Annotated in this window: 22 protein-coding genes; 14 read left to right on the top strand and 8 right to left on the bottom strand. The window is 71.1% G+C overall.

All coding sequences use genetic code 11. The features are described 5' to 3' along the window. Positions 1-5 precede the first annotated feature (5 nt). Together OG607_RS07600 and OG607_RS07595 are read right to left on the bottom strand one after the other, a co-directional pair. On the bottom strand, positions 6-533 hold the full coding sequence (locus OG607_RS07600) for a DoxX family protein (RefSeq protein WP_405720300.1): 528 nt from the start codon (positions 531-533) through the stop codon (positions 6-8). Beyond that, positions 530-1,438 carry an SDR family NAD(P)-dependent oxidoreductase gene (locus OG607_RS07595; RefSeq protein ID WP_405720298.1) on the bottom strand — a complete coding sequence of 303 codons (909 nt, stop codon included), beginning with the start codon at positions 1,436-1,438 and terminating at the stop codon, positions 530-532. Before OG607_RS07595 ends, OG607_RS07600 begins: the two co-directional genes overlap by 4 nt. A gap of 148 nt (positions 1,439-1,586) precedes the next feature. On the opposite strand from OG607_RS07595, the gene OG607_RS07590 reads away from it, so the two are divergent. Genes OG607_RS07590 through OG607_RS07570 form a run of 5 tightly spaced genes read left to right on the top strand, consistent with a single transcriptional unit; the run spans position 1,587 to position 6,431 of the window. Then, complete coding sequence (locus OG607_RS07590) at positions 1,587-3,062, top strand: OB-fold domain-containing protein (protein WP_405720296.1); 1,476 nt, start codon at positions 1,587-1,589, stop codon at positions 3,060-3,062. Next, entirely contained in the window at positions 3,062-4,273 is a 1,212-nt protein-coding gene (locus OG607_RS07585) for an acetyl-CoA acetyltransferase (RefSeq protein ID WP_405720294.1), read from the top strand. Before OG607_RS07590 ends, OG607_RS07585 begins: the two co-directional genes overlap by 1 nt. Continuing rightward, complete coding sequence (locus OG607_RS07580; protein WP_405720292.1) at positions 4,266-5,129, top strand: crotonase/enoyl-CoA hydratase family protein; 864 nt, start codon at positions 4,266-4,268, stop codon at positions 5,127-5,129. The genes OG607_RS07585 and OG607_RS07580 overlap by 8 nt, the downstream gene beginning before the upstream one ends. A gap of 7 nt (positions 5,130-5,136) precedes the next feature. Next, positions 5,137-5,664: a nuclear transport factor 2 family protein gene (locus OG607_RS07575; protein ID WP_405720290.1), complete on the top strand. Its 528-nt coding sequence runs from the start codon at positions 5,137-5,139 to the stop codon at positions 5,662-5,664. Beyond that, positions 5,661-6,431, top strand: a complete 771-nt coding sequence (locus tag OG607_RS07570) for an SDR family NAD(P)-dependent oxidoreductase (protein WP_405720288.1) — start codon at positions 5,661-5,663, stop codon at positions 6,429-6,431. The genes OG607_RS07575 and OG607_RS07570 overlap by 4 nt, the downstream gene beginning before the upstream one ends. A gap of 129 nt (positions 6,432-6,560) precedes the next feature. Here OG607_RS07570 and OG607_RS07565 read toward each other — a convergent pair whose 3' ends face one another. Next, positions 6,561-7,046, bottom strand: coding sequence for an excalibur calcium-binding domain-containing protein (locus tag OG607_RS07565; protein ID WP_405720286.1), 486 nt, complete (start codon positions 7,044-7,046; stop codon positions 6,561-6,563). Between the two features lie 165 nt (positions 7,047-7,211). On the opposite strand from OG607_RS07565, the gene OG607_RS07560 reads away from it, so the two are divergent. After that, entirely contained in the window at positions 7,212-7,763 is a 552-nt protein-coding gene (locus OG607_RS07560) for a DinB family protein (RefSeq protein ID WP_405720284.1), read from the top strand. On the opposite strand, the gene OG607_RS07555 is transcribed toward OG607_RS07560, so the two are convergent. Continuing rightward, positions 7,733-10,099 carry a GNAT family N-acetyltransferase gene (locus OG607_RS07555; RefSeq protein WP_405720282.1) on the bottom strand — a complete coding sequence of 789 codons (2,367 nt, stop codon included), beginning with the start codon at positions 10,097-10,099 and terminating at the stop codon, positions 7,733-7,735. The two genes, OG607_RS07560 and OG607_RS07555, sit on opposite strands and share 31 nt — an antisense overlap. A gap of 67 nt (positions 10,100-10,166) precedes the next feature. On the opposite strand from OG607_RS07555, the gene OG607_RS07550 reads away from it, so the two are divergent. The 3 genes from OG607_RS07550 (at position 10,167) to OG607_RS07540 (ending at position 13,745) form a co-directional block, all read left to right on the top strand. Continuing rightward, a complete protein-coding gene (locus OG607_RS07550) occupies positions 10,167-11,096 on the top strand; it encodes an SDR family oxidoreductase (protein ID WP_405720280.1) in 930 nt (309 codons plus the stop codon). A gap of 110 nt (positions 11,097-11,206) precedes the next feature. Beyond that, a complete protein-coding gene (locus OG607_RS07545; protein ID WP_405720278.1) occupies positions 11,207-12,571 on the top strand; it encodes an FAD-dependent oxidoreductase in 1,365 nt (454 codons plus the stop codon). Between the two features lie 133 nt (positions 12,572-12,704). Further along, the gene (locus OG607_RS07540) at positions 12,705-13,745 is read left to right on the top strand and encodes a LacI family DNA-binding transcriptional regulator (RefSeq protein WP_405720276.1); all 1,041 of its coding nucleotides are present in this window, start codon (positions 12,705-12,707) and stop codon (positions 13,743-13,745) included. Between the two features lie 62 nt (positions 13,746-13,807). Here OG607_RS07540 and OG607_RS07535 read toward each other — a convergent pair whose 3' ends face one another. Beyond that, on the bottom strand, positions 13,808-15,997 hold the full coding sequence (locus OG607_RS07535; protein WP_405720274.1) for an RICIN domain-containing protein: 2,190 nt from the start codon (positions 15,995-15,997) through the stop codon (positions 13,808-13,810). Positions 15,998-16,291: 294 nt separating this feature from the next. Between OG607_RS07535 and OG607_RS07530 the strand changes: the two genes are divergently transcribed. From OG607_RS07530 to OG607_RS07510, 5 genes are all read left to right on the top strand, one after another. After that, positions 16,292-17,326 carry a LacI family DNA-binding transcriptional regulator gene (locus OG607_RS07530; protein ID WP_405720272.1) on the top strand — a complete coding sequence of 345 codons (1,035 nt, stop codon included), beginning with the start codon at positions 16,292-16,294 and terminating at the stop codon, positions 17,324-17,326. 137 nt (positions 17,327-17,463) lie between these two features. Next, the gene (locus OG607_RS07525; RefSeq protein ID WP_405720270.1) at positions 17,464-18,753 is read left to right on the top strand and encodes an ABC transporter substrate-binding protein; all 1,290 of its coding nucleotides are present in this window, start codon (positions 17,464-17,466) and stop codon (positions 18,751-18,753) included. 23 nt (positions 18,754-18,776) lie between these two features. Then, entirely contained in the window at positions 18,777-19,700 is a 924-nt protein-coding gene (locus OG607_RS07520) for a carbohydrate ABC transporter permease (RefSeq protein ID WP_405736612.1), read from the top strand. Further along, on the top strand, positions 19,697-20,515 hold the full coding sequence (locus OG607_RS07515; protein ID WP_405720268.1) for a carbohydrate ABC transporter permease: 819 nt from the start codon (positions 19,697-19,699) through the stop codon (positions 20,513-20,515). The genes OG607_RS07520 and OG607_RS07515 overlap by 4 nt, the downstream gene beginning before the upstream one ends. 154 nt (positions 20,516-20,669) lie before the next feature. Further along, a complete protein-coding gene (locus OG607_RS07510) occupies positions 20,670-22,976 on the top strand; it encodes a glycoside hydrolase family 3 N-terminal domain-containing protein (RefSeq protein ID WP_405736609.1) in 2,307 nt (768 codons plus the stop codon). 8 nt (positions 22,977-22,984) lie between these two features. Here the strand turns inward: OG607_RS07510 and OG607_RS07505 are convergent, their stop codons facing one another. From OG607_RS07505 to OG607_RS07495, 3 genes are read right to left on the bottom strand one after another with little or no spacing between them, the layout of a single operon-like run. Continuing rightward, on the bottom strand, positions 22,985-23,338 hold the full coding sequence (locus OG607_RS07505) for a UBP-type zinc finger domain-containing protein (protein ID WP_405720266.1): 354 nt from the start codon (positions 23,336-23,338) through the stop codon (positions 22,985-22,987). Then, on the bottom strand, positions 23,335-24,783 hold the full coding sequence (locus OG607_RS07500) for an ATP-binding protein (protein ID WP_405720264.1): 1,449 nt from the start codon (positions 24,781-24,783) through the stop codon (positions 23,335-23,337). Before OG607_RS07500 ends, OG607_RS07505 begins: the two co-directional genes overlap by 4 nt. After that, positions 24,780-26,462: an FAD-dependent oxidoreductase gene (locus OG607_RS07495; RefSeq protein WP_405720262.1), complete on the bottom strand. Its 1,683-nt coding sequence runs from the start codon at positions 26,460-26,462 to the stop codon at positions 24,780-24,782. Before OG607_RS07495 ends, OG607_RS07500 begins: the two co-directional genes overlap by 4 nt. Between the last annotated feature and the right edge of the window lies 1 nt (position 26,463).

Genomic DNA, 26,463 nt, shown 5'->3' with positions numbered 1-26,463 from the left:
GGTTCTTACTGCTCTGCGGGCTTGTCGTCGGGCTTGTCGTCCGGGTGGTAGCTCAGCTTCAGGAGTACGGCCGCGCTCACGACGCCCAGCCCGGCCGCGAGCAGCGCCGGGCCGGCCCCGCCCCGGTCGCGGCGCAACAGGCCGTCCACCGAGTACCGGCCGGGGCCGAGCGCGGCGAGGGCGACGGCGGCGCCGCCGACCACGCCGACGTACTCCCAGCCGCCCTTGAAGACGAAGAAGCCCTTGCCCCGGTGGTCGGTCCGGGCGGCGACGGCCATCAGGCCGACGGCGGCGGCTGCCGGGAGCGGGCCCCCGGCGCCGAGGGTGAGGCCGGCGCCGGCCGCCATCTCGGTGCCGGCGGCCATCCGGGCGTGGAGGTGGGCCGGTTCGAGGCCGAGGGATCTGAACCAGCCGGTCGTGCCGTCGAGGCCGCCGGGGCCGTTGGCCTTGTTCCAGCCGTGGGCGAAGAGCATCGGGCCGAGCGTCGCGCGCAGCACCAGCGCGGCGGTGTCGCGGCCCCGGCGCGCGCTCACTGGCCGACTCCGGTCGCGCGGCCCAGCGGGGCCACGCCGTACAACTGTGGCACCGTCTCCGCCAGTTCCTCCGGGGTGAGGGCCCCGCCGGACCGGCTGGGCTGGACGTCGGTGACGGTCCAGCCGCGCAGGCGGTTGAGCTTGTCGCCGTCGACCCGGAGCACCTGGCCGGTTAGCCAGGCGGCGGCGTCGGAGGCGAGGTAGACCACGACGCCGGAAGCGTTGGCGGGGTCGCGGGGGTCGAAGCCGCCCATCGCCTCGGCCTCGCCGACCGCGAGGCCGGCCGTCATCCGGGTGGCGGCGAGCGGCGAGATGGCGTTGGCGGTGACGCCGTACTTGCGCATCTCGATCGCGGTGATGACGGTGAGCCCGGCGATCCCGGCCTTGGCGGCGCCGTAGTTGGCCTGGCCGGCGTTGCCGAACAGGCCGGTGCCGGAGGTGGTGTTGATGATCCGCCCGGCCACCGGTTCGCCGCGCTTGGCGGCGTCGCGCCAGTAGGCGCAGGCGTGCCTGGTCAGGGCGAAGGTGCCCTTGAGGTGGACGGCGATGACGGAGTCGAAGTCGGCCTCGGTCATCGAGAAGAGCATGCGGTCGCGGACAATGCCCGCGTTGTTGACGACGATGTCCAGCCGCCCGTACTGCTCGACGGTCTCGGCGACCAGCGCCTCGGTGGCCGCCCAGTCGCTGACGGAGGAGTGGTTGGCGGAGGCCTGCCCGCCCAGCTTGACGATCTCCGTGACCACCTCGTCGGCGGGTGACTCGGCGGTGTGCTCGCCGTGCAGTCCCGAGCCGAGGTCGTTGACCACCACCGTCGCACCGGCCTCGGCGAGGGCCAGGCAGTGGGCCCGGCCCAGGCCCCGGCCGCCGCCGGTGACGATCGCGACCTTGCCGTCAAGGATGCCCATCGACGCCTCCAAAGAGCGAAAGGGTTAACTTCTTTCTCTGTTTCAGAGGCTTCAGCTTAGCCCTGTCGGCGCCGTTTAAATAGCTAAATAGATGTGCTACGTTCGCTACGTTCGGTGAATCGAGGATCAAGGACGAGGGAGGACGCGGATGGCCGGGCTCATCGCCTACGGCGCCTACGTGCCGTACCACCGCCTGGCCCGGGCGGACATCGCCGCCACTCTGGGGTCAGGGGGCGGCAAGGGCACCCGCTCGGTGGCGGGGTACGACGAGGACACCACCTCCATGGCGGTCGAGGCGTCCCGTAACGCCCTGACCGGCGGCTGCGGTGAACTGAGGTCCCGCATAGGCCAGTTGTTCCTGGCCACCGCCACCCCCGCCTACCTGGACAAGGCCAACGCCACCGCCGTCCACGCGGCCCTCGCCCTCGACGAGCACGTCCTCGCGCTCGACATGGCCGGCTCCGTCCGCTCCGGCACCGGCGCGCTGGTCACCGCCGCCGCCTCCACCGTGCCCACCCTCGCCGTCCTGTCCGACCTGCGCACCGGCCTGCCGGGCGGCGCCGACGAGGCCGCCGGGGGAGACGGCGCCGCCGCCTTCGTCTTCGGCGGGCACCGGGCCGACAGCCCCGTCATCGCCGAGCTGCTCGCCCACGACACCGTCAGCGACGAGATCCTGGAGCGCTGGCGGCTGCCCGGCGCCCCCGCCTCCCGGGTCTGGGAGGAGCGCTTCAGCGAGGACATCTACGTCTCCCTCGCGGGCAAGGCCCTGAGCGCCGCCCTCGACCGGGCGAGCCTCACCCTCGACGCAGTCGACCACTTCGCCGTCGCCGGCCTGCACACCAGGGCCTGCGCCCGCCTGCGCCGCACCCCCGGCATCCGCCCCGAAGCGGTGACCCCCGACCTCACCGGCGTCATCGGCAATCCCGGCACGGCCCAGCCCGGCCTGCAGCTCGCCGACATCCTGGACCGCGCCCGCCCCGGCGAGACCATCGCCCTGGTCGTCCTCGGCGACGGCGCCAGCGTCCTGCTGCTGCGCGCCACCGACGCCCTTCCCGCACGCCGCAGCCCCCGCCCGGTCGCCGCCCAGATCGCGGCGGGCAGCGCCCCCATCCCGTACGCCACCTACCTGTCCTGGCGCGGCCTGCTCGACCGCGAGCCCCCGCGCCGCCCCGACCCCGAGCCGCCGTACGCACCGCCCGCGCACCGCCGCAACGGCTGGAAGTACGCCTTCGTGGCCGCCCGCTGCGAGAAGTGCGGCACCCGGCACCTGCCGCCGGACCGGGTCTGCGCATCGTGCCGCAGCGTGGACGCGATGACCGACGAGCCGATGGAGCACGTGCGCGGCACGGTCGCCACCTTCACCGTCGACCGCCTCGCCCACACCCCCAGCCCGCCCATGCTCGTCGTGGTCGTCGACTACGACGGCGGCGGACGCTTCCGCTGCCAGCTCACCGACGCCACCGAGGCCGACGCCGTCATCGGCGCCCGGGTCGAGATGACCTTCCGCCGTACGGTCACCGCCGCCGGGATCCACAACTACTTCTGGAAGGCCCGGCCCGCGCGGCTCGGCACCGAGCCGATCGCCGAGCCGATCATCGAGTCGATCACTGAGGAGGAAAGCTGATGGGCTCCCACGGCATCCGCGACCGGGTCGCGATCGTCGGCATGGGCTGCACGCCCTTCGGGGAGCACTGGGACCGCTCCGCCGACGACCTCCTCATCGACGCCGTCGGCGACGCGGTCACCTCGGCCGGCATCACCATCGAGGACATCGACGCCTTCTGGTACGGCACCCAGGCCTCCGGCGTCTCCGGCCTCTCCCTCAGCCGACCGCTGCACCTCCAGTACAAGCCGGTCACCCGCGTCGAGAACATGTGTGCCACCGGCTCCGAGGCCCTGCGCAACGCCTGCTACGCCGTCGCGTCGGGCGCGTACGACGTCGCCATGGCCGTCGGCGTCGAGAAGCTCAAGGACTCCGGCATGTCCGGCCTGTCCGGCACCACCATGCCCGCCGCGGGCGACGACAGCCGGGGCGAGGTCACCGCCCCCGCCAACTTCTCCCTCCTGGCCCCCGCGTACGCCGCCAAGTACGGGCTGGACGAGGAGGAGATGAAGGACGTCCTCACCCGCATCGCCTGGAAGAACCACTTCAACGGGGCCCGCAACTCCCGCGCCCAGTTCCGCAAGGAGGTCCCGCTGGAGCGGATCCGCTCCGCGCCGATCGTCGCCGGCATGCTCGGCATCTTCGACTGCTCAGGCGTCTCCGACGGCTCGGCCGCCGCGATCGTCGTCCGCGCCGAGGACGCCTACCGCTACACGGACCGGCCGATCTTCGTCAAAGCCCTGTCCTTCGTCGCCGGCCCCAACGACGGAATCCTGGACCCCGCCTACGACTTCACCACCTTCCCCGAGGTGGTGGCGGCAGCCCAGGAGGCGTACCGCCAGGCCGGGATCACCGACCCGCGCGCCGAACTCGCCCTCGCCGAGGTCCACGACTGCTTCACGCCCACCGAACTCGTCCTCATGGAGGACCTGGGCTTCTCCGAACGCGGCCAGGCCTGGAAGGACGCGGCCGGCGGCCTCTTCGACCTCGGCGGCGACCTCCCGGTCAACCCCGACGGCGGCCTCAAGGCCTTCGGCCACCCCATCGGGGCGTCCGGCCTGCGCATGATGTTCGAGGCCTGGCTCCAGCTGCGCGGCGAGGCCCCGCCCGAGCGCGCGGTCCGCACGGTGGCCGAGGGCGGCAGGGGGCTCGCGCTGACGCACAACCTGGGCGGCGGGCCCGGCGAGTGCGTCTCGTTCGTCTCGGTGGTGGGGAATGAGCCCAGTGCCTGAGACCCTGACTGCCGAGCTGGCCGACCGCATCCTCACCATCACCCTCCAAAGGCCCGAGAAGCTCAACGCCTTCAACCCGGTGATGATGCAGGACCTCATCGACGCCTTCGACCGGGCCGACGCCGACGACGACGTACGCGTCGTCATCGTCACCGGCGCCGGGCGTGCCTTCTGCGCCGGCGCCGACATCAGCGGTGGGTCCGGCACCTTCGACCACCGCGCCGCCGGCACCGCCCACCGCGACACCGGCGGCCGGGTCGCCCTGCGGATCTACAACTGCGCAAAGCCGGTGATCGCCGCCGTGAACGGGCCTGCCGTCGGTGTCGGCGCCAGCATGCTGCTGCCCATGGACATCCGGCTGGCCTCCACCCAGGCCCGCTTCGGCTTCGCCTTCGCCCGGCGCGGCATCGTCCCGGAGTCGGCCGCGAGCTGGTTCCTGCCCCGGGCCGTCGGCATGCAGAACGCTCTGGAATGGGCCATGACCGGCCGCATGATCAGCGCCGACGAAGCCGCCGCCGCAGGCCTCGTACGCTCCGTCCACCAGCCCGAGGACCTCCTCCAGGCCGCCCGTGAACTCGCCCGGGAGATCGCCGACCACACCTCGGCCGTCTCCGTGGCCCTCACCCGGCAGATGCTCTGGCGCATGCTCGGCGAGGCCCACCCCATGACCGCCCACCGGCTGGACTCCCGCCTCATGGGCGAGATCGGCGGTGGCCCCGAGTCGCGCGAAGGCGTCCAGTCCTTCCTGGAGAAGCGCCTGCCCGCCTTCCCCGGCCGGGTGAGCCACGACATGCCCGGTTGCTACCCGTGGTGGACCGAGGAGCACTTCCGCCCCTTCGACGTGCCGGAGCGGTGAGAAGGCCATGGACCTGGGCACCCGCCTCGACCGCGTCGAATCCCAGCTCGCCATAGGCCAGTTGCCGATCCGCTACGCCCTGGCCGTCGACTCCCGCGACCTCGACGCCTGGGTGGCCTGCTTCCGGCCCGACGTCGACATGGGACGCCACGGCAGCGGCCGCGAAGCGCTGCGCGCGTACATCGAGCCCCAACTGCGCACCTTCCGCGCCTCCGTCCACCAGATCTGCGGCCACCGCGTCGAACTCGATGCCACGGACCCCGACCGCGCCACCGGGTCCGTCTACTGCCGCGCCGAACACGAGGTCGGCGACCGCTGGATCGTCATGGCCATCCGCTACCGCGACGACTACGTCCGCCTGGACGGCGACTGGTACTTCTCCCGCCGCCGCGAACAGCACTGGTACGCCGCCGACATCACCGAACGGCCCCAAGCCGTCGCCTTCCACGGCTGGGACGGCAGCGGCAAACCCGCACTGCCCGCTGCCTTCCCCACCTGGGCGCCCTTCTGGGCGCAGGACGGAGTGACCCCATGAACGCCCCCGCATCGCCCCTCGCGGGCAAGGCCGCCCTCGTCACCGGCGGCGGCCAGGGCGTCGGCCGTGGCATCGCCCTGGCCCTGGCCTCCCGGGGCGCGGCCGTGGCCGTCTCCGGTCGTACGGAGGCGAAACTCAAGGCCGTCGTCGACGAGATCGGCGAGCGCGGCGGCCAGGCCCTGGCCGTCGTCGGCGACGTCGGGGACCGCGCCGACGTCGAGCGCATGGTCGCCGAGACCGTACGCGTCCTCGGCTCCCTCGACATCCTGGTCAACAACGCCCAGTCCTCCGCGCAGTCGCCCCTGGAGGAGACCACCCCCGCCGAGGTCGACCTCGCCTACCGCAGCGGTCCCCTCGCCACCCTCGCCGCCATGCAGGCCGCCCTTCCCCACCTCCGCGCCCGCGGCGGCGGCAGCATCGTCAACTTCGGCTCCTCCGCCGCCCTCGACGGCCAGCGCGGCTTCGCCTCCTACGCCATGGCCAAGGAGGCCATCCGCGGCCTCACCCGCGTCGCCGCCACCGAATGGGGCCCCTACGGCATCCGCGTCAACACCATCTGCCCGCTCTCCCTCAGCCCCGCCGCCGACGCCTATCTCCAGGCCCGCCCCGACCAGCACGCCAAGCTCCTCGCCGAAGTCCCCCTCGGCCGCCTCGGCGACCCCGAGGCCGACATCGGCCGCGCCGTCGCCGCCCTCGTCAGCGACGACCTCGGCTACCTGACGGGGGCGACCCTGGTCCTGGAGGGCGGCCGGACGCTGCTCGCCTAGACCTCATACATGGGAGCTCGTTGTCGTACCCCCTGCCAGGCTGTCCTTGGCTGAACGCGGAGCCGGCACGGGGAACGCGGAGTGAGGCCCTGCCCGGAGAGCCGGGCGGGGCCTCACGGATATCGGGGCTCAGGTGTCGCAGGCGGTGCCGTCGCCGTCGCGGTCGAGACCGGATCGGTAACCTGGCTCTCCCTGATGGATGGGCGCGGCCCCGGCGGCACGTGCCTCGGAGCAGTTGGCGTAGTAGACGGAGCTGTCGTCGCCGCTCGTCCCGCTGCTTCCGCTGTCGGACTTCGCGGTGACGGTGGCCCTTACCGTCCTGGTCGCCCGCACAATGACGGTCGCCGTGGGCTTCGGACTGGCCGTGACCGTGGCAGTGGCCGTGATGGTTGCCTTGGCAGTGACCGTGGCCGTGGGCTGCGCCTTGGCCTTCGGCTCGCTGCCGTTGCCTGTGGCCCCCATGCCGAGGCCGATGAACCATGACACGGCGATGGCGGGGATGACGATGCGCTTGCGGGCCCATCTCGGCCGGGCGCCCGAGGGTCTGGGCGGCGCCGCTTGCCGGGGCTGACTCCATCCCGGCTGCGGACGCTGCGGCTGGTTTCCCCACGTCATGCTGTCCCCCCAAGGGCGCTAGGTGGGACGACCGTAGTGGCTGAGCGGGCCGATGTGACCCGACTTGCAGCCCAGTGACCCAGTTGTGACCCGCCATCCCGCTCTGTACCCTCGGCGAACTCGACCCCCGCTCGACTGTCAGTGGTCCGGCCTACCGTGAGGAACATGACGTCCTTCGGCGAAGAACTCCTCGCGGTCTACGACAACGTCCACGAGCGCCTGCTCGCGCGGCTCGACGGGCTCACGGACGACGAGTACCTGTGGGAGCCGGTGCCCGGGGGCTGGTCGTTGCGGCCGGGGGACGACGGGGTTTTGCGGGCGGAGAAGACGGAGCCTGATCCTGTGCCGGCGCCGTTCACCTCGATCGCGTGGCGGATGTGGCATATCGGTGTGGAGTGTCTCGACGTCTACGTGAAACTGGCCTTCGACAGAGTCCCGGTCGGTGTTGGCGGATGGCCCGGCGAGGCAGCGGTCCGGCCCGGCGGCGGGGCGGAGGCGATCGCCGCGCTGGACGCGGAATTCGCCCGGTTCCGCAGCCGCATATCAGGTCTCGACGATGCGGCGCTGGCCCGCAGTTGCGGCCCGCTCGCCGAGGAGATCCACGTCTTCACGTACCTCGGTCTGATGTTCCGTGCAATCGACGAGGCAACCCACCACGCGGCGGAGATCGCCCTCCTGCGCGACCTCTACCGCCACCGGGAGGTCTCCGCGGCGTAGTCCGAGCCCGCGAGCCGGATCCGGGCCCCGGAGATGGCCACGCCCTTGCCCGGGGGCAGCAGCCGGACCGGGCGGAGGTCCATTTCGGCGATCTCCGGGAGGTCTTCGACCATCGCGGAGATCCGGAGCAGGGTCTCCTCGACGGCTGCCAGGTCGACGCCGGACAGGAGGGGCGCGGCTCGCAGCGAGCGGACCATTTCGTGCGCGTCGCGGTCGCTGAGGGGGGTGATGCGGTAGGCGATGTCGCCCATGAGGTCGGCGTACTCGCCGGTGAGGCCGAAGGTGATGACGGGGCCGAAGACGGGGTCGGTGGTGACGCCGAGGAAGGCGTCGGTCCCCGGGGGCGCGGGGGCGCCGGTCTGCAGGGCGATGCCGTACGCGTCGAGCAGATCGGCTGCGGCGGCGTCGGGCAGGGGACCGGATCCGTGGGCGGCGACGAGAGCGCGGGCGCGGTCGGGGTCGAGGCCGGGGAGGGCGGGGGCGACGCCGGAGGGGCGGGAGCGCCAGGCCTGGTAGGCGGCGGCGTGGCCGAGGGCGGCGGCGGCCGACTCGGGGAAGGCGAAGGTGGGCACGACGTGGTCGTCGCGGCGCAGCAGCTCGGTGACGCCGGCCCTGGACAGGAAGCTGGCCACGACGGGCTTCGCCGGGTGCGCGGCGGAGGCGTCGAGGATGGCGGAGGCCACCTCGTCGGCGGCGTCGGCGAGCGGGGGCATGAAGAGGACGACGGCCGCGTCCACGCCGTCGTCCGCCAGCAGGGTGTCCAGTGCCTGCCGGTAGTCCTGGGCGGTGGCCGTGGGGGAGAGGTCCGCGAGCGCCGCGATCCGCAGCCCGTTGGCGACGCACGCGCCTGCCGTGAGGGCCGCCGGGCCGCCGGCGTTGGTGATGATCGCGACGCGGTTGCCCTGCGGGGGCGGCTGGTGGGCCAGGAGCAGCCCGACATCGAACAGCTCCTGCAGCGTACGGGTGCGGATCACGCCGGACTGGGCGAACAGGGAGCTGACGGTGGCCTCGGAGCGGCCGTCGGAGGAGTCGGCGGGGCCGGGGTGGACGGCGATGATCGGCTTGTGGGCGGCGATGCGGCGGGCGATCCGGGCGAAGCGGCGCGGGTTCCCGAAGTGTTCGAGGTGGAGCAGGATCACGGAGGTGTCGGGGTCCTGGTCCCACCACTGGAGCAGGTCGTTGGTGGAGACGTCCACGGCGTGGCCGACGGAGACGAAGCCGGAGAAGCCGAGGCCGAGCCGCCGGGCCAGGTCGAGCACGGTGAGCCCGAGCGGCCCGGACTGGCTGGACATGGCGACCCGGCCGGGCGGCGGCAGGGCGGGGGAGAAGGTGGCGGCCAGCCGGGCGGCGGGGGTGGTGTTGACGACGCCCATGCAGTTGGGCCCCACCAGCCGCATCCCCGAGACCCGTGCGAACCGGGCCAGTTCCAGTTCGGCGGCCCGCCCCGCCTCGCCGGTCTCGCCGAACCCGGTGGACACGACCACGACCGCCTGCACCCCGAGTTCGGCGCACTCGCGCACCACCTCCGGCACCGACTCCGCCCGTACCGCCACCACCGCCAGGTCCGGCGGCTCCGGCAGCTCCCGCACCGCCCCGTACGCCCGCAGCCCCGCGACCTCCCCGGCATGCGGGTTCACCGGGTACACCGGTCCCTCGAAGCCGCCCCGCAGCAGGTTCGCCACGATCTCGTGGCCGATGGTCAGGGGCTTGCGGTTGGCGCCGACGACGGCCACGGAGCCGGGCTCCAGCAGCGCCCGCAACGAGCGCCGTACGGCGGTGTGCTCGCGCCGCTCGGCACGCGCCACGGCGAGGGACTGCGGGTCGATGGCGATGTCGAAGTGCCGCACCCGCCCCGGGGGCCCGGCCTCGACCCGGTAGCCGGCGCCCTCGAACACCCTGATCATCCGTACGTTGTCGGCGAGCACGTCGGCCTCGAGGATCCGGATGCCGCGCTCACGGGCGGCAGCCGCGATCCGCTCCAGCAGCAGCCTGCCCAGGCCCTCGCCCTGGCGGTCGTCGCGGACGGTGAAGGCCACCTCGGCGCGGTCGGGGTGGCCTTCGACGCGTACGTAGCGGGCGACCCCGATGATGTCCTCGCCGAGCAGGGCGACCAGGGCCAGCTCGTTGAGGTAGTCCACCCGCGCGGCGCGCCGGATCAGGTCGTCGCGGACCCGGACGGTGACGCCGAGGGAGCGGTAGAAGAGCGTCTCGCGCGACAGGCCGCCGACGAAGGCGACCAGGCTGTCGGCGTCGTCGGGCCGGATGGGGCGGATGAAGGTGGACTGGCCCCGGGTGGACAGTCCGGCGCGTTCCAGCTCGTCGGGGTACCGGGTCATTGCGCGAGTCTACGACACCTGGATACATTCAGATCATTCAGTTAAATATTTCAGCGAGGAGGCGGCAATGTCCGCAGGGCTGTCCACAGAGTTGTGCGAGGGCCGCGTCGTGGTGATCACCGGCGCCGGCAACGGAATAGGCCGGGCCCACGCGCTCGCCTTCGCCGCCCACGGTGCGAAGGTCGTCGTCAACGACCTGGGCGGCGGCCGGGACGGCGGCGGGGCCTCGGCGGGTCCTGCGGCAGCGGTCGTCGACGAGATCACGGCCGCCGGCGGCGAGGCGGTCGCCAACACCGACGACATCGCCTCCTGGGCCGGGGCCGAGAAGCTGATCGCCCAGGCGGTGGAGTCCTTCGGCGGACTCGACGTCCTGGTCAACAACGCCGGGATCCTGCGCGACCGCATGATCGTCACCATGACCGAGCAGGACTGGGACAGCGTCATCGCCGTCCACCTCAAGGGCAGCCTCGCGACTCTCCACCACGCCGCCCGCTACTGGCGGCAGCGTGCCAAGGACGGCGCCGCCAACGACGCCCGGGTCATCAACACCACCTCCACCTCCGGCCTGTTCGGCAACCCCGGCCAGGGCAACTACGCCTCCGCCAAGGCCGCCATCGCCAGCCTCACCATCACCGCCGCCGCCGAGCTCGCCCGCTACGGGGTCACCGTCAACGCCATCGCCCCCACCGCCCTCACCCGGCTCACCGACGACATCGACGTCATGCACCGCATGGCCGCCGCCACCGACCTCAGCCCCGACGCGATCTCGCCGCTGGCCGTCTGGCTCGGCTCCGACCGCTCCCGCGAGGTCACCGGCCGGATCTTCGGCGTCTACGGGAGCAGGATCACCGTCCTGGAGGGCTGGGCCAACGGCCCCGCCGCCACCCACCCCTCCCGCTGGGACCCGGCCGAGCTGTCCGACGTCGTCCCCGACCTCGTCGCCAAGGCCGCACCCAACGCCGACGCGCTCGGCAACCGGCCCCCGACGGGCCTGTGAGACCCGTGAACCCCGTGGTGTGAGCGGCCCCCGTTCAAGGAGTGGACAGGGTAAGGGTAGCCTTACCCTGTCGCGTACTGTGAGCAGCTGTGCCAAAGGAAGGTTGCTCCATGTCACGCGCCATACGGGTGGCCATCGTCGGGGCCGGTCCCGCCGGGATCTACGCCGCCGATGCCCTGCTGAAGTCCGAAGCCGCCACCGACCCCGGGGTCTCCATCGACCTGTTCGAGCGGATGCCCGCCCCGTTCGGCCTGATCCGCTACGGCGTCGCGCCGGACCACCCGCGGATCAAGGGCATCGTCAACGCGCTGCACCAGGTCCTGGACAAGCCCCAGATCCGGCTCTTCGGGAACGTCGACTACCCGTCCGACCTGGCCCTGGACGACCTGCACCGCTTCTACGACGCCGTGGTCTTCTCCACCGGCGCCAGCGCCGACCGCCCGCTCGACATCCCGGGCGTCGAGCTGGACGGCTCCTACGGCGCCGCCGACTTCGTCTCCTGGTACGACGGTCACCCCGACGTCCCGCGCACCTGGCCCCTGGACGCGGAGAAGGTCGCCGTCCTGGGCGTCGGCAATGTCGCCCTCGACGTCGCCCGCGTACTGGCCAAGACCGCCGACGAGCTGCTGCCCACCGAGATCCCGCCGAACGTGTACGACGGGCTCAAGGCCAACAAGGCCCTGGAGGTGCACGTCTTCGGCCGGCGCGGTCCCGCCCAGGCCAAGTTCAGCCCGCTGGAGCTGCGCGAGCTGAACCACTCGCCGAACATCGAGGTCATCGTCGACCCCGAGGACATCGAGTACGACGACGGCTCCATAGCCACCCGGCGCGGCAACAAGCAGGCCGACATGGTCGCCTCCACCCTGGAGAACTGGGCCATCCGCGACATCGGTGACCGCCCGCACAAGCTCTACCTGCACTTCTTCGAGTCCCCGACCGAGATCCTCGGCGAGGACGGCCAGGTCACCGCCCTGCGCACCGAGCGCACCGAGCTGGACGGCACCGGCAACGTCCGCGGCACCGGCCGCTTCCGCGACTGGCCGCTGCAGGCGGTCTACCGCGCGGTGGGCTACCTGTCCGAAGAGCTGCCCAAGCTGCCCTTCGACCCGGTCTCCGGCACCGTCCCGCACGAGGCCGGCCGGGTCCTGGACGGTGACGGCGCCCACATGGCCTCCACGTACGTCACCGGCTGGATCAAGCGCGGTCCCGTCGGCCTCATCGGCCACACCAAGGGCGACGCCAACGAGACCGTGGCCTGCCTCCTCGCCGACCACGCCGCCGGCCGCCTCACGTCGCCCACCGAGCCCGGCCCGGACGCGATCGAGGCGTACCTGCGCGGGCGCGGCGTGCGCTACACGACCTGGGACGGCTGGCACCGCCTCGACGCGCACGAGCGCGCGCTCGGCGAGCCGCAGGGCCGCGAGCGCGTCAAGGTCGTCGAGCGCGAGGAGATGCTCGACGCGAGCGGCGCGTAGGGCCTGTCCGGCCACAGGCCACGTGGGGAGGTCCGCCTTAGGACCTCCCCAGGAGCTGCCGCCGCGGCATCCGTCGGCGGTGGTTCTGCCTTGTGCGTGACGGCTCGGTACCGTTGGTCTGCGGAGGCGCCGGGTGACAGTTCAGGGCAAGGCACAGGTGGACCAGCAGTACGGTCTGCTGACGAGCATCGCGACCGAGGCGGGAGTCTCGCTCAGCACCGTGTCCAAGGTGGTGCACCGGCGTCGTGACGTCGGCGCGGCGACGCGCGCCCGGGTCGAGGAGCTGCTGGCCCAGCACGGTTACGTACGCCCGTGGGAGCGGGATCTCGTGGTCCCCCGGCAGATCATCGCGGTCTTCCGGGACCTGTCCGGCCCGTACACGCTGGAGGTCGCCCGGGGGATCGTGGAGGCGGCCGGCGAGCTCGGCATCGATGTGGTGACCGGGACGACGAGCAGGCGGCCGATCTCCCGGTGGCTCGAGGACTGCGTGGCGCTCGGTGCGGCGGGGCTGATCATCGTGATCTCGATGCTGTCCGAGGAGGATCAGCGCCGCATCGTCGAGCAGCGGCTTCCGGTGGTGCTGATCGATCCGCTCAGCGCACCCTCACTGGACATCCCGAGCATCGGGGTGACGAACTGGAACGGCGCCAGGGACGCCGTACGGCACCTCCTGGAGCGCGGCCACATCCGGATCGGCATGGTCGCCGGCCGGTCGCACTCGCTCACCGGGGCGGCGCGGCTGCACGGCTACCGGGCCGCGCTGGAGGAGGCCGGGATCGACTACGACCCCGCGATCGTGCGCTCGACCGACTTCGACTTCGACGAGGCGCTGGCCGCCAGCCTCCGGATCCTGCGCTCCGACCGGCCGCCCACCGCCGTCTTCGCCGCGAGCGACGCCCAGGCCCTCGGCGTCCTGGAAGCGGCCCGCCAGCAGGGGCTCGGCGTCCCCCAGGACCTGGCGGTCATGTCCTTCGACGACACCCTGGTCGCGGCCATGGCCTGCCCGCCGCTGAGCGCGGTACGGCAGCCGTTCGAGCAACTGGGCCACGAGGCGACCCGGGTGCTGATGGAGCTGGCCGAGGGCCGGCCGCCCGCGTCCCCGCGGATCGAGCTGGCCACGGAACTCGTGCTGCGCACCTCGACTTCCGCTCGCCGGCCCGCCCACACCACATGACGGCAGCGGGGTGCGGCCTCGTTTCGAGACCGCACCCCGCTGCCGCGTCCTGCTCCTGAGGACTACGCCCGGCTCCACTTCTGGGTGGCGTTGCCGAGACCCGTGTACAGCTGCACCTTCGATCCGTTGGCCGTCCCCCAGCTGGTGACGTCGATGACGAGACCGTTGGAGCGGTTGACGATGGTTCCGTCCAGCCGGAAGGCCCACTTCTGGCTGGTCTTCCCGTTGCAGGTCCACAGGATGAGCTTGGTGCCCGCCGTGGTGCCGTCACCGTTGGCGGCGAGGCACTTGCCGGAGACGCGCAGCTCGCCCGCGGTGGTCTGCGTGATGGTCTGGTTGGCGTTCCCGGAGCAGTCGTAGATCTGCACCTGCACACCCGTCGCGCCGTTCGGCACGTCGAGGCAGCGACCGGAGTAGCTGCCCTTCAGGGTGAAGGTCGCATCGGTCGGCAGGGCGTCCGGGACGAGCTGCCAGTCCTGTGAGCCGTCGTCGGTCGACGCCGCCAGGGTGACGGCGCCGCCTGCGGTCGCTCCCGTCGCGTACAGGCTGGTGTTACGTACCGAGCGGAGTTTGTAGTACCCGCTGGTCGTCGCAGCGACCAGGGTCCACTGCTTGTCGGTGGCCCCGTCGTCGACCCACTGGGCCAGCTGCTGCCCGGCTGTCGCGGTGCCGGTCCAGATGCCGGCCGCGCGGCCGCCGGTCTTGTTGAGCAGAGTCACGTTGCTGCTCTTGGCCGTGAGATGCCAGCGCTGCGAGTCGTCCGTGGAGTCCTGCGCCTTGAGGACGAGGTCGGCGACGTTGCCCGTGAGGTTCGCGTCCTGCGTCTTGCCGGTGTCCGGGCTGAGGACCTGACCGGTCAGGCGGTTGACGAGGGTGTCGTAGATGCCGTCGGACCGGCCGAGGTCGACCTCGGCGAAGTGCACGGGCCCGACGCTGCCGCCGCTCCAGGAGGCCTGGAGGATGAGGACGCGTCCGGTGCCGTCGACGTACTGGAGCTGACGGCTGTAACCGGCGGCGATCGCGGTCTGGTACTTCTTCCAGGTGCCGGTGCTCAGACCGGATTCGTTCACCCAGACGCTGCTGCTGCCGGCCGCGTTGTAGACGATCCGTCCGTCCGGCATGGGCAGGAGCACCGGGCTGCCGCCCGTTGCGAGCGTGCTTCCTCCCGAGGGCACGGGCAGCGCAGTGACCGCGGCGTCACTGGCGGCGAAGAACTTCAGCGGGTCGTCGGCGATCTTGTACCGGGTGTTCGTTCCGCCGCCCCAGTACTCGTAGGTGAGGAGCCACTTGCCGTCGGTGGTCGGGGCGATCGTCGTCATGCCGGGGCGACCGCCGCCGATTTCCGTCTTGCTGCTGCTCATGGTCACCGTGGAGCCGGGGACATCGACGACCGGGGAGCTCCAGGAGGTGCTGCCGCCGTCCCAGGTCTTGTGCACGAGGAGCTGGCCGCCGGAGTCCGTCGCCGTGTCGTTGTCCGGGTCGATGACCGGCACTCCGGTGGTGGCGTTGTAACTGAGGTAGTCGTTCTCGTCGGAGTAGTAGGCGACGAGAACGCCGTTGCGGGCCACCAGGTGCGGCTCCCAGACCGGGTCGACCTGCGCGTAGGTGTTGGCGGTCGAGACCCGGCCGAGGGCACCCGCGCTTCCGCCCTGCCAGCTGCCGGTGGCGATGATGTTCAGAATGCTCCAGGTCGCGCCCTCATCGGTGCTGGAGTACAGCGCGAGCGCCACGTCCTTGCGGTCGCCGTCGGCGGTCGGCGTCCAGCTGGAGTTGGCGGCCTTCTGCTCCTCGTAGTAGTAGTCGTCGCCCGAGACGACGCTCGCGAGAAGCAGCGTGCCGGCACTCAGGGACCCGACGGCCTGCGGGAGCACGTAGAGATACGGGTTCGTCCAGTTGCTCGTGTACTTCGCGTACTGGGAGTCACTGGACAGGTAGGCGGGAGCCTTGACATCGGACAGCTTCGACCACGTCGTGCCGTTGTCGTCGCTGTTGTAGATGGGCAGCGTCTGTCCCACCGGGGTGGTCTGGTCGTTCTCGAACGTCGCCACGATCCGGCCGCTCGCGAGTTGGGCCGACTTCGGGTAGAGGACACAGGGGCTCTTGTTGCAGGCGGCGGTGTTGTCCGCCACATACAGGTTCGACGAGCTCGGCTGATACGCCGACGCCCCCGCCGCAGAGGCGATGGCGAATGCCACGCCGATGCCTATGGCTGCCGTTGTCGCGACAGCCTTCCGTACCAAGGATTGCGCCATTGCAGTTCCTCTGATCGTCATGGTCAGCGGTCATCAGGCTGGGATGGGGACAGTATTGGGACGCGGCGCCCCAATGTCACCGCCACGTTTCCGAAAGCGTTTCGCAGGCTGACCGCCGTCGGGTATTGACACCGCGGCAACCGGAGGGATAAGTCGAGGTCCACGGGGAGTTCAACTGCCTTTCCCGCAACGCCTGCGAAAGAGTTTCGCGGCGGCAAGGCGGAGATGTGGCCGCAGCCCTTTAGCTTTGACCCGCCGGCGAAACCGGTCGGTGACAGGGAGGTCGCAGCCGCAGTGACGGGCCGAGCCAGGGCGAGCCTGGACGCACAGTACGGACTTCTCACCTCGATAGCCAAAGAAGCCGGCGTATCGATCGCGACCGTCTCCAAGGTCGTCCACCGCCGGCGCGATGTCTCCGCGGCGACGCGGGCCCGGGTCGAGGAACTACTGACCCGGCACGGTTACATCCGGGCCTGGGAGGCCGACGCACGGCGGCCACGGCAGATCCTGGCTGTCTTCCGCGACCTGTCGAGCCCGTACACGCTGGAAGTCGCCCGCGGCATCGTCGACTCGGCGGCCGAGCGGGGAGTGGCCACGACCGTCGGTACGACCAGCAGGCGCTCGATCGCCCAGTGGCTGGACGAGTGCGCGGCGCTGGAGGCCCTCGGCCTGGTCATCGTCATCTCCACGCTGACCGAGCAGGACCAGCGCCGCGTCGTGGACCAGCGGCTGCCGGTCGTGCTCATCGATCCGCTGAACGCGCCGACCTGGGACATCCCGAGCATCGGGGCGACGAACTGGCACGGGGCCACGACGGCGGTGCAGCACCTCATCGGCCTTGGGCACCGCCGGATAGGCATGCTCGCCGGCCGCTCCAGCTCCATGGCCGGGGCGGCGCGCCTGCACGGCTACCGCGCCGCCCTTGAGGAGGCCGGTATCGCGTACGACCCGGGGATCGTGCGGTCGACGGACTTCGACTACGGCGAGGCCCTGGTGGTCGCACGCCGGATCCTGGGCGTCGAGGACCGGCCGACGGCACTGTTCGCCGCCAGCGACACCCAGGCGCTGGGAGCCCTGGAGGCGGCCCGGCAGCTCGGTGTCGCCGTGCCGCAGGACCTGTCGGTCATGTCGTTCGACGACACCCCGGTGGCCGCGATGGCCTCGCCGCCGCTGAGCGCCGTACGCCAGCCCTTCCAGGAACTCGGCCAGGAGGCCACAAGGGTCCTGCTGCGGCTGGCCGACGGAAAACCCCCGGCGACGATGCGCATGGAACTCACCACGGAGCTGGTGCTGCGTAAGTCGACGGCCCCGCCGTCCGGTGCCGGGTGAATCTGCGAAAGTCTTTCGAAGCTGACGGCCATTTGTTTCTTGCCGATGTCGAATCACGCCGCTTAGCGTGACGGACGCCAGCACACGCCTCTCCATTTGGCTGGCACCTGGGCCCTGGCCGAATCGAAAGGTGTTCAATGAAGAACATATTCTCTCGCAGGAGAACCTGCGCCGCGCTGATGGCGGGCACCACGATGATGATCACCGTGGCCGCCTGTGGGACCTCCGGCGGCTCGGCCTCCTCGCCCACGGGCAACGTTCAGTTCTGGACACTCCAGGACCCGACCAACACCGTGCAGAAGACCGCCGTGGACACCTTCAACTCCACCGGCAACGGCAAGGTCACCCTGTCCGTGATCGCCTCGGACGGGTACAAGGACAAGCTCCGGACCGGCATGGGTTCGTCGAAGATGCCCGGGCTGTTCTTCAACTGGGGCGGCGGCAGCCTCAATGACTACGTCAAGGCCGGCAAGCTGGTGACACTCGACAAGAGCCTGGAGTCACACTTCCTCCCCTCCGCGCTGAACGCCGGAAAGGTGAACGGAAAGCTCGTCGGGATCCCGATCCGGGGCACCCAGCCGGTGTTCATGTTCTACAACAAGAAGGTCTTCACCGACGCCGGTGTGCAGCCCCCGCAGACCTGGAGCGACCTGACGAACCTTGTGAAGGTGTTCAAGGCCAAGGGCATCACCCCCTTCGCGGTGGCGGGCAACGCCAGCTCCTCCTGGACCGAGCTGATGTGGATCGAGTACCTCGTGGACCGCCTCGCGGGACCCGAGCTCTTCAACAAGATCCAGGCCGGCGACTGGTCCCAGTGGAAGGACCCGGCCGTCCTCAAGACCGCACAGCTGGTCAAGGAACTCGTCGACAGCGGCGCCTTCGGCAAGAACTTCGGCTCGGTCAGCTACGGCGCCGGCGGCACCTCCACCCTGCTGAACAAGGGCAAGGCGGCGATGACCCTGATGGGCTCGTGGGAGTACGCCGTCCAGCAGGGCGAGGCCCCGGACTTCGCCAAGAGCGGCCTGGGCTACGCGGCCTTCCCGACCGTCGACGGCGGCAAGGGCGACCCGGCCGACGTCGTCGGCAACCCCACCAACTACGTGTCGGTGACCACCAGTGCCCCCAGCACCACCGCCAGGGAATTCGTGAAGACCGCCTACAGTGACGCCTACGTCCAGGGCCTGGTCGACAAGGGCGAGGTGCCGGTCACGACGAACGCCAAGGCGATGCTCGCCAAGGCCCCGGACCCGGCGTACGCGAACTTCCAGTACGACCTCGTGAGCAAGGCGCCGTCCTTCACCCAGTCCTGGGACCAGGCGCTCGGCCTCACCCTGGGCACCCCGCTGCTCACCGAGATCCAGAAGCTGTTCAACGGGCAGAGCACTCCGGATCAGTTCGTCAGCGCGGTCTCGGCACTGAAGAAGTAAGGAAAGGCATCCACGTGGTCTCCATAACGAGTGCGCGACTCGTCCGGAACCGCAGGGCCCGTGACCGGGCCGCTCCCACCCTGGAGCGGCCCGGCGTGGGCTGGGCGATTCCCGGGCTGGTGTTCTTCCTCGTCTTCGCCGTCGCGCCGATGGTGGGCGTGCTCTACCTGTCCCTCACCAACTGGGACGGACTCAACGCCCCGCAGTTCACCGGGCTCGCCAACTGGTCGCGATTCATCGACGACGGCCAGATCTGGCAGTCCACCCTCGTCACGGGGGTCCTGCTGGTCGGGAACATCGCGGTGCAGGCACCGGTCAGCATCCTGCTGGGCGTCTGGTCGGCCGGTCACCAGCGCAACCGCGCCGTCCTGTCGGCGGTCTTCTTCCTGCCGCTGCTGCTCTCCACCGCGGCCACGGCCGTCATGTGGCGGCAACTGCTCGACCCGAACTTCGGTGTCCCGGCCAAGCTCGGCGCGCTCCTCGGGGACACCAACCCGCTCGGCACCCGCAACGGTGCGATCGTCTGCCTGATCATCGTCACCAGCTGGCAGTTCGTCCCGTTCCACTCCCTGCTCTACCAGGGCGCCGCCCGCGCCATCCCGAACACCCTCTACCAGGCGGCGGAGATCGACGGCGCGGGAAGGGTGCGGCAGTTCATCCACATCACCCTTCCCCAGCTGCGGAACACCATGGTCACCTCGACCACCTTCATGGTCATCGGCGGGCTCACGGCCTTCGACATCGTCCTGCTGCTGACCAACGGCGGACCCGGCACCGACACCTCGATCCTTCCCTTCTCGATGTACCAGACCGCGTTCCGGACCTACGACTACGGGTACGCCAGCGCCATCGCGAGCTTCCTGCTCCTGCTGGCCACCGGAGCCTCGCTCGCGCTTATGAAAATCAGTGGGTACGACAAGATGACGAGCACGTTGGAGGGGCTGTGAGGACGCGCCCGAACTACGTCGCGGGCCTCGCGGCCTTCATATGGCTCCTGATCATCGGCGTACCGCTGTACGCGCTGGTGAACACGGCGGTCCAGCCCCAGACGTCCTACACCGACGGAGGGCCCGTATCGATTCCCTCCCACCTGACGCTCGACAACTTCGCCACCGTCATCGACAGCGGCTTCCTGCACTACATCTGGAACACCTTCTTCGTCGCGGCGTTCACGGTCGCCATCGTGCTGCTCCTGGGCATCCCGATCAGCTATGCCGTCGTCCGGGGGCGGGGCTGGCTCACCCGAGGCGTCTTCCGGCTGTTCCTCGTGGGGCTGGCGATTCCCTCGCAGGCGGTCGTCATCCCGCTCTTCCTGATCATCAACCGCCTCAACCTGTACGACAGCCTCTGGGGGATCATCCTGCCCACCGCGGCGTTCGCGCTGCCGGTGACCGTGCTGGTCCTCAGCGGCGGAATGCGGGACATCGGCACCGAGCTCTACGAGGCCATGGCCCTGGACGGCGCCAGCCCCGCCCGGGTGCTCCGGGAGCTGGTCATCCCGATGTCACGCCCGAGCATCGCGACCGCCTGTGTCTTCACGGCTCTGCAGGCCTGGAACGGCTTCCTGTTCCCCCTGATCATGACCCAGTCCGAGGACGACAAGCTGGTGACCCTGGGCCTGTACAACTTCGTCTCCCAGTACGGAGCCAATGTCCCGGCCCTGCTGGCCGCCGTGCTGATGTCCGCGGTCCCCATCCTCGTCGTCTATCTCTTCGCCCGGCGAGCCCTCGTGGCGGGACTGATGGGCGCCGGCGGCAAGTGACCGACCGGGCGACAGCCCCGGCCTGACCGGCCACCCCCCACATGGCCTTTGGCGCCGTTCCGTACCCCACCCATGCCTGCTGCCTGTCCGACCACGCAGCCGCGGCGCCCGTAAAGAAATGGATGAGACCTTGACGATCAGCGACGAGCGCCCGATGACCGGGCTGTGGAACGACCCCGCCCGGCCGGCGGCCGTTCGCGCCCGGGCCCTGCTCGACGCGATGACCGAGTCCGAGAAGGTCCAGCAGCTCGGCAGCACCTGGCCGGGCCACGACACCTCCGGGGACGTGGCGCCGATGCAGGACACCTTCCGCGGGGCGGAGAGCTTCGAGGAGGCCGTCGTCGACGGCCTCGGGCACCTGACCCGGGTGTTCGGCACCGCACCGATCGCCCCGGAGGCCGGCCGCGAGCAGCTGGCCGCCTTCCAGGAGCTGGTCGTGGCGGCGAACCGGTTCGGCATCCCCGCCATCGCCCACGAGGAGTGCCTGACCGGCCTCACCACCTGGCAGGCCACGGTCTACCCGACCCCGCTCGCCTGGGCGGCCACCTGGAACCCGGAGCTCGTCCGGTCGATGGCGGCGGCCATCGGGTCGGACATGGCGGCCGTCGGTATCCACCAGGGGCTGTCCCCGGTCCTGGACGTGGTGCGCGACTACCGCTGGGGCCGGGTCGAGGAGACCCTCGGCGAGGACCCCTACCTCGTCTCGGAACTGGCGCTGTCCTACGTGCAGGGCCTCCAGTCGGCCGGCACCATCGCGACGCTCAAGCACTTCGCCGGCTACTCCACCTCCCGCGCGGCGCGCAACCACGCCCCGGCGGCCGTCGGTCCACGCGAACTGGCCGACGTCATCCTCGTGCCCTTCGAGAAGGCCGTCGTCACCGGCCGCGTCGGCTCGGTGATGAACGCGTACAACGACATCGACGGCGTGCCCTGCGGCTCCGACGAGACACTGCTCACCCATCTGCTGCGCGACAGCTGGGGATTCGAGGGCACCGTGGTCTCCGACTACTGGGCCATCGCGTTCCTCGCCTCCATGCACCATGTGGCGGCCGACGTCCCCGGCGCGGCGCAGGCCGCCCTGCACGCCGGGATCGACGTCGAACTGCCCCACACCACGGGCTACGGCGACGCCCTGCTGGCCATGCTCAAGGACGGCCGCGTCAGCACTGACCTCCTCGACCGGGCGGTCCTGCGCGTCCTGACCCAGAAGGCCGAACTCGGCCTGCTCGACCCCGGATGGCAGCCCGGGCAGTACACGGCCCCCGCGGACTTCGACTCGCCCCGCAACCGCGACATCGCCCGCCGCCTGGCCGAGGAGTCCGTCGTACTGCTCGACAACGGCTCCGGCATCCTTCCGCTCGCCGACGGCCCGCGATCCATCGCCGTCATCGGCCCCGCCGCCGACGACGCCCGCTGCCTGTTCGGCTGCTACTCCTTCCCCAACCACGTCCTCCCGCACCACCCCGAGGCCGCCCTGGGAATCGGGGCCCCGACGGCGCTCGACGCGATCCGGCGGGAGTTCCCCGACGCCACGGTGCACCACGAGACCGGCTGCCCGATCACCGGCGACGACCGAAGCGGGATCGACGCCGCCGTGGCCGCGGCCGCCGCGGCCGACCTGACGATCCTCGTCGTGGGCGACCGCTCCGGAATGTTCGGCGAGGGCACCTCCGGCGAGGGCTGCGACCTGGCCACCCTGACGCTCCCGGGAGTCCAGGAAGACCTGGTCGAGGCCGTCCTCGGCGCGGCGCGACAAACCGTCCTCGTTGTCGTGTCGGGCCGCCCGTACGCGATCGGCCGGCACGCGAAGGAAGCGGACGCGACCCTTCAGGCCTTCTTCCCCGGGCAGGAGGGCGCCTCCGCCGTCGCCGGTGTCCTGTCCGGCCGCGTCAACCCCTCCGGACACCTGCCCGTTCAGATCCCGGGTGACGCCGCCGGTCAGCCCGGCACCTACCTGGCGCCCCCGCTCGCCCTCAAGAGCGACGGGGTGAGCAACATCGACCCGACCCCCGCGTTCCCGTTCGGGCACGGGCTCTCCTACACCACGTTCAGCATCGATGGCGCGAAGGCCACCGAGGCCGCCGTCGCGGTCGACGGATCGGTCACCGTACGGGCGAGCGTCACCAACACCGGCTCCCGGGCCGGCACCGTGGTGCCTCAGCTCTATCTCACCGATCCGGTCGCCTCCGTCACCCGGCCCGTCCGCCAGCTGATCGGCTTCACCCGTGTCGATCTCGCCGCCGGGGAGACGCGTACGGTGCGGTTCGAGGTCCACGCGGACATGACCAGCTTCACCGGGCGGGACCTGCGCAGGCGGGTCGAACCCGGCTGGATCGTCCTCACGGTCGCCCAGTCGGCGGGCGACCCCGGCTCCTGCGTGCAGGTGAAGCTGGAAGGAGACACCCGCATCGTCGACCACACCCGGACCATGACCACCCCCGCCACGGTGCCCCAGGCCTGACCTGCCGGCTAACGGTGCAGGTGCTCGCGCCAGTCGTCCGGCACCCGGTCGCTGGGACCCGGCACGGTCTGGTCGGCGGGGCGGCTGGCGGGCGGGGCGAGTTCGGGGCCGTCCTCGACGTAGTCCTCGGTCCGGAAGTTCCAGAACCAGGACTCGCCGGGCTCGAAGCTGCGCATGACGGGGTGTCCGGTGGCGGCGGCGTGGGCGCTGGCGTGCTGGGCGGGGGAGGTGTCGCAGCAGCCGATGTGCCCGCACTGGGCACATCGGCGCAGGTGGAACCACCAGCCGCCGAGGGCGTCGCACTCGGCGCAGCCGGTTCCGCTGGGCGGTACGGAGGGGTCGATCGCCGGTGTCGCGGTCATGATGACTCCTGCTGTCCGTCGGATTCGGGGTCGCTGAGGGGGAGGTGTACCCGGAAGCGGGTGTCGCCGGGAACCGACTCCACCTGGAGGTCGCCGTGGTGCTTGTTGACCACGATGCGCCAGGAGATGTCGAGTCCGAGACCGGTGCCCTCGCCCACCGGTTTGGTGGTGAAGAAGGGCTCGAAGATCCGGCCGCGGATGTCGTCGGGCACGCCGGGGCCGGTGTCGCCGAACTCGACCAGGACCCGTTCGTGGTCGAGCGCGGTGCGCACGGTGAGGGTGCCGGTGCCCGCCATGGCGGAGGCCGCATTGTCGATGAGATTCGTCCAGACCTGGTTGAGCTCGCCCGGGTAGACGGGGATCCTCGGCAGGCCGCAGTCGTAGTCCTTGACGACGGTGACGCCGGGGCCGAGCTTTCCCGCGAGCATCTGGAGGGTGCTGTCGAGGAGCTCGTGGATGTCCATGACCTGGAAGGGGGCCCGGTCGATCTGGGAGTACTGCTTGGCGGCGCCGACCAGGCTGGAGATGCGGGTGGTGGAGTCCTCGATCTCGTTCATCAGCAGTTCGGTCTCGACGGTGTAGTTCAGCCAGCGCAGCGCCCCCTCCAGCGTGGCCTCGTCCACGGTGGCCGCGACATGCTCCAGCCACTCGGTGTCCAGCCCGGCCTGGACGAAGGTCGGCGCCAGGTCCCAGCCACCGGCGATGCCGTGGTCCTCCAGCCAGTCGCCGACGGCGTCCTCCCGGTCGGAGGCCTCCATCGGGCCGAGCGGGGCGGCCTTGGCGACCTGCTCCACGGCGCGTTCCTGGAGTTCGACCAGGGTCATCAGGGTGTCCCGCTGGAAGGGCCCGGCGGCGATCATGCCGAGCTTGTGGCGCATCCCGGCGACCCGCTCGCGCAGCGCGGCGGTGGCGCGCAGCGAGGCCGCGGCGGGGTTGTTGAGCTCATGGGTGAGGCCGGCCGACAGCGAGCCGAGCGCGAGGAGCCGTTCGCGCTGGCCGATGGCCTGCTGGGTGTTGCGGTTGCCGAAGAACACCCCCTCCAGCATGTGCACGGCCATCGGGAACCACTCGTGCATCATCCGCGCGAAATCGTCGGCGGCCAGGACGTAGAACCGCGACGGCACGGTGACCCGCATCGAGTGGTTGTACACCTGCGGCACCCGGTCGCCGAGGTAGGCGTTGAAAGCCCCCGCGTACACACCGGGCTTGGAGGTGCGGTTCACCTCCACGTCGTCCGCGCCGACCCGGCGGGACAGTACGACGGTGCCCTCCAGCAGTACGTAGAAACAGGTCGCGGCGGCGCCCTCGGCGTACACCTGGCCCGGCTGGTTGATCTCCACCCGGCCCTCGCGGCACAGCCACGCCAGCTGGTCGTCGGACAGCTTCTCGAAGAGGAACAGCGAGCGCAGTTCCTCCTCGTGGCACACGGCCGGCTCCGAGGTCACAGCCCCTCCAGGTAGCGGTGTACGAACATGACGGCCATGGCGCCCTCGCCGACCGCGGACGCGACCCGCTTGGCGGACTCCGCGCGGGCGTCGCCCGCCACGAACACGCCCGGGACGCTGGTCTCCAGGTGGTAGGGGGAGCGGTCGAGCTCCCAGCCCCTGGGGGAGCGCCCGTCGGCCGACAGGTCGGGCCCGGCTATCACAAAGCCCCGGTCGTCGCGGGTCACGACATCGTCCAGCCAGTCGGTCAGCGGGGCGGCGCCGATGAACACGAACATCCAGCCCGCGTCGACGCGTTCGGTCTCACCGGTGGCGTTGTCGCGCAGGGTGAGGCCCTCCAGGTGGTCGGTGCCGTGGGCGGCGACGACCTCGGTGCGGGTGCGTACGGTGATCGAGGGGATGCCCGCGATCTGCTGGATGAGGTAGTGCGACATCGAGCTGGTCAGGGACTCGCCGCGGACCAGGATCGTCACGGACTTGGCGCCCCGGGCCAGGAAGACCGCGGCCTGCCCGGCGGAGTTGGCCCCGCCGACGATGTACACGTCCTGGGCCTCGCAGTTCGCGGCCTCCGTCAGCGCGGAACCGTAGAACACCCCGCGCCCGGTCAGTTCGGGCACTCCGGGGGCGTCGAGCTGCCGGTAGGACACGCCGGTCGCCAGGATCACGGTCTGCGCGGCGATGGCGGACCCGTCGGCGAACCGTACAGTCCTGGTGGGGCCGCTCACCTCCAGGTCGGTGACCTCGCAGGCGGTGAGCATCTCGGCACCGAACTTGGCGGCCTGGCGGCGCGCGCGGTCCGTCAGCTGGGCCCCGGACACCCCGTCCGGGAAGCCCAGGTAGTTCTCGATCCGTGAGCTCTGCCCCGCCTGGCCGCCGGTCGCCGTGCGCTCTACCAGCACGGTCCGCAGGCCCTCGGACGCCCCGTAGACGGCGGCGCCCAGACCGGCCGGGCCGCCGCCGATGACCACCAGGTCGTAGAAGTCCTCGGCAGGGGTGGTGGCCAGGCCCACGAAGGCCGCCAGATCCTGGTCGGACGGTTCCACCATGGTCTTGCCGTCCGCGGTGACCACCAGCGGCAGCCGCATCCCGTCCTCGCCGGCGGCCTTCAGCAGCCGCTCGCCCTCGGGCTGGTCGGACAGATACCAGCGGTACGGCACCTGGTTGCGGGCCAGGAACTCGCGCACCCCGGACGAGCGGGCCGACCAGCGGTGCCCGACCACCCTGGTCGCGGGCACCGGCCGGTGGTCGGCGGCCAGCCAGGCCTCCAGCAGCTCGTCCACCACCGGGTAGAGCTTCTCCTCCGGCGGGTCCCAGGGCTTGAGCAGGTAGTGGTCGAGGTCCACCACGTTGATCGCGTCGATCGCCGCGGAGGTGTCCGCGTAGGCGGTGAGCAGCACCCGGCGGGCGGCCGGGTGGATGTCCATGGCCTGCTCCAGGAACTCGATGCCGTTCATCCGCGGCATCCGGTAGTCCGCCAGGAGCACCGCGACCTGGTCGCCGCGCAGCTTCATCTCCCGCAGCGCCTCCAGGGCGGATTCCCCGGATTCGGCGCGCACCACCCGGTGCGACGCGCCGTAGCGGCGCCGCAGGTCACGGGCGACGGCCCGCGACACGCCCGGATCGTCGTCGACGGTCAGGATCACGGTCCGTGTAGAGCCGGCCGGCTCTGTCACTGGCATC

Source organism: Streptomyces sp. NBC_01537 (genome assembly GCF_045040445.1).
Taxonomy (GTDB): Bacteria; Actinomycetota; Actinomycetes; order Streptomycetales; family Streptomycetaceae; genus Actinacidiphila.
The sequence above is the reverse complement of the archived record's forward strand: the minus strand, read 5'-3'. Positions and strand labels throughout refer to the sequence as shown.

What these genes read in the sequence shown, in the direction of transcription:
- OG607_RS07510 (WP_405736609.1), top strand. Translation starts at nt 20,670, where the DNA reads ATGACCGGGCTGTGGAACGACCCCGCCCGGCCGGCGGCCGTTCGCGCC.
- OG607_RS07575 (WP_405720290.1), top strand. Translation starts at nt 5,137, where the DNA reads ATGGACCTGGGCACCCGCCTCGACCGCGTCGAATCCCAGCTCGCCATA.
- OG607_RS07565 (WP_405720286.1), bottom strand. Translation starts at nt 7,046, where the DNA reads ATGACGTGGGGAAACCAGCCGCAGCGTCCGCAGCCGGGATGGAGTCAG.
- OG607_RS07570 (WP_405720288.1), top strand. Translation starts at nt 5,661, where the DNA reads ATGAACGCCCCCGCATCGCCCCTCGCGGGCAAGGCCGCCCTCGTCACC.
- OG607_RS07560 (WP_405720284.1), top strand. Translation starts at nt 7,212, where the DNA reads ATGACGTCCTTCGGCGAAGAACTCCTCGCGGTCTACGACAACGTCCAC.
- OG607_RS07525 (WP_405720270.1), top strand. Translation starts at nt 17,464, where the DNA reads ATGAAGAACATATTCTCTCGCAGGAGAACCTGCGCCGCGCTGATGGCG.
- OG607_RS07590 (WP_405720296.1), top strand. Translation starts at nt 1,587, where the DNA reads ATGGCCGGGCTCATCGCCTACGGCGCCTACGTGCCGTACCACCGCCTG.
- OG607_RS07550 (WP_405720280.1), top strand. Translation starts at nt 10,167, where the DNA reads ATGTCCGCAGGGCTGTCCACAGAGTTGTGCGAGGGCCGCGTCGTGGTG.
- OG607_RS07545 (WP_405720278.1), top strand. Translation starts at nt 11,207, where the DNA reads ATGTCACGCGCCATACGGGTGGCCATCGTCGGGGCCGGTCCCGCCGGG.
- OG607_RS07535 (WP_405720274.1), bottom strand. Translation starts at nt 15,997, where the DNA reads ATGGCGCAATCCTTGGTACGGAAGGCTGTCGCGACAACGGCAGCCATA.
- OG607_RS07595 (WP_405720298.1), bottom strand. Translation starts at nt 1,438, where the DNA reads ATGGGCATCCTTGACGGCAAGGTCGCGATCGTCACCGGCGGCGGCCGG.
- OG607_RS07585 (WP_405720294.1), top strand. Translation starts at nt 3,062, where the DNA reads ATGGGCTCCCACGGCATCCGCGACCGGGTCGCGATCGTCGGCATGGGC.
- OG607_RS07555 (WP_405720282.1), bottom strand. Translation starts at nt 10,099, where the DNA reads ATGACCCGGTACCCCGACGAGCTGGAACGCGCCGGACTGTCCACCCGG.
- OG607_RS07495 (WP_405720262.1), bottom strand. Translation starts at nt 26,462, where the DNA reads ATGCCAGTGACAGAGCCGGCCGGCTCTACACGGACCGTGATCCTGACC.
- OG607_RS07505 (WP_405720266.1), bottom strand. Translation starts at nt 23,338, where the DNA reads ATGACCGCGACACCGGCGATCGACCCCTCCGTACCGCCCAGCGGAACC.